This is a genomic window from Cyanobacteriota bacterium (genome assembly GCA_025054735.1).
Taxonomy (GTDB): domain Bacteria; phylum Cyanobacteriota; class Cyanobacteriia; order SKYG9; family SKYG9; genus SKYG9.
In genome coordinates, this window is record JANWZG010000548.1 from 1 (window position 1) to 2,067 (window position 2,067).

General features: G+C 49.6%; 3 protein-coding genes. All 3 read right to left on the minus strand.

The genetic code is table 11. From position 1 onward, the window contains the following. Positions 1–199, minus strand: a 199-nt coding sequence (locus NZ772_17970; GenBank protein ID MCS6815442.1) for a hypothetical protein, incomplete at its 3' end; no start/stop codon positions are given. 71 nt (positions 200–270) lie between these two features. Further along, positions 271–1,908 (minus strand): hypothetical protein, encoded by a 1,638-nt coding sequence (locus NZ772_17975; protein ID MCS6815443.1) that lies wholly within the window; start codon positions 1,906–1,908, stop codon positions 271–273. A 57-nt stretch (positions 1,909–1,965) separates the two neighbouring features. Next, positions 1,966–2,067 (minus strand): ABC transporter ATP-binding protein (locus NZ772_17980; protein MCS6815444.1); only part of this gene is annotated, 102 nt, incomplete at its 5' end.

Here is a 2,067-nt window from a genome sequence, read left to right on the forward strand (position 1 = left end):
TGCCTGTGCAATAGCGACTAAACTTGTCGAATTGGGGCACAGCAGGCAGCTTGCCATAGAAGTAAATCAGCGTCAGGGCCTGACCCACAAGGGAGATAGTACCTGCGATCGCTAGGTTGCGCCAGCGTAGGTGTCCTTTCAGTTCTCGGAACAGTTGGGGATTGATGTCCCCAAGGTGATCTAGCCAATTCAGCGCCATAGTTACTGTCCTCTAGTAGGTGTAATGATTGAGACTAGTGCAAACCAGTAGTTGGTTCCCCTTAAGTTGACTTATGCCGGGTTCAACAACGCCGTTGTAGTTGATTCCCCCAATTTATGCAGATGTTTCGCCAAGGTCATGTTCAGCATTACGATCGCAGCCATCTGTGCCACAAGGCTTAACCCAATGGAAAGGAGCGATACCTTCTGAATCGTCACCCATAGCAATGGTGTAGACAGCAGCAGCACTGCCCAAATGCCATCTGGAGTTCCAGTAGCCGCTGAGTTAGAGGCTAGAACGAGAATCATAATTGGTGGCACCATTGCTACTGCCACAGTGACCCCTAATGCCCAAAGCCCTGGTTTCTTCACTTTCATCAGTAACATCCATTGGGCGATCGTAGCGTAAATCACAATCAGGCACAGGTTTAACAAGATACCTAGGGATAATACTAGGCTGGTTGTGCCGATCGCAGATGAGAGAAACATCGGCACCCAAATGGCAGCTACAATACCAGCGTTTACAGCAATGGCAATGATCGCCGGACTCTTTTCCCCCCAGAGTAAATCCTGCCCAAGAGAGCGCAATCCTGACTGGGCAGTCATCTGATGGCGATAGCGACTCCAATCTAACAGGGCTTGACGCCGAGGAGATAGCCCCGCTGTCAACACTGTAAACTTGACCAACTGCCAAATAGTCAACAGCACTGCGAGTGTAACTGCAATAGCTTCATCACTGTGCCAACTGGCCAGCGGAGATTCAGGTGTAGGCCACAGGAAGCCTAGGATTACAAGCTCAGTGTACAAATTTACTCCATAGCTCTGGGCCTTAGTCATCACCGTACCTGTTAGGTTGTGATAACAGCGGTGCAGCAGTTGCCAGATAATGTAAATCCCGGCACTTAAGTTCGTTAAGACGAATAGATGGGCAACAATGGGCTGATCACAGACTGGTAAGTTGAACCACGTGATGCCGGTTGAGTGGGAACCAGTAGCCTCCGTAAGATAGTGAGAAAATGGTTGCCACGTCGTCCACAGGTTCCAGAACATGAACAATGGCACCATCATAAACAGGATAAGTAGCGCATAGGCTAGTGCTAGTCCTGCTTCCATTAGCATTGCCCCAGCTTGCTGCTGAGATGAGTTCAGCAAGGATATCAGCATTGCAACACTGAGACAGAGCACTGTTGCGATGCCAACTAGCAGGTAATAGCTGAGCAGAAATACCAGGGGAATATGACCCTGCACCGCAGCCACAATATGCAGCGGCACTACCAACGCAACCCCTAGATATTTCAGGATGGGCACACCCAACAGTTTTCCCAGTAAAATCTCACGGGCCGATTGGGGACTCAGCCGCAAAAAGTTGAGGGTTCCACGTCGGGCTTCCCGTCCCAAATCAGTGATCAATGCGTAGGAGCCAGCTACTGGTAGCGCGTAGGGTATTAGCCAACTTACGGCTCGGAACATGTCTTGCCACCACAGTTCCCAGTTAATGAACTCACTGCCTGAAGCACCAGCCAAAAGATAACGATTGTAATCTTCGCTGGGGTCGCCGGGAAGTTTCCCTGCAAAGGCCATCACTAGCAAGAGTTGGGCAACGATTGCCCCAATTACAGCTATTGTCACATTGCGTAGTTTTAACCGTCCCTTCAGCTCTCGCATCAGTTGCGGGTTCCAATCACCGATCGCATTCAATACACCATTCATCAGTAGTCACCTCAGTTGGCTAATTTTTTATGATCCCCAGGACTACACGTCACCAATCTATGACACTTGTTTATGTCCTAGCTTTAGGAAAATGGTTTCTAGGTCTTCTTGGGTGCAATGAAACTCTGACAGGGGAATGCCTGCATAGACCAAGGAGCG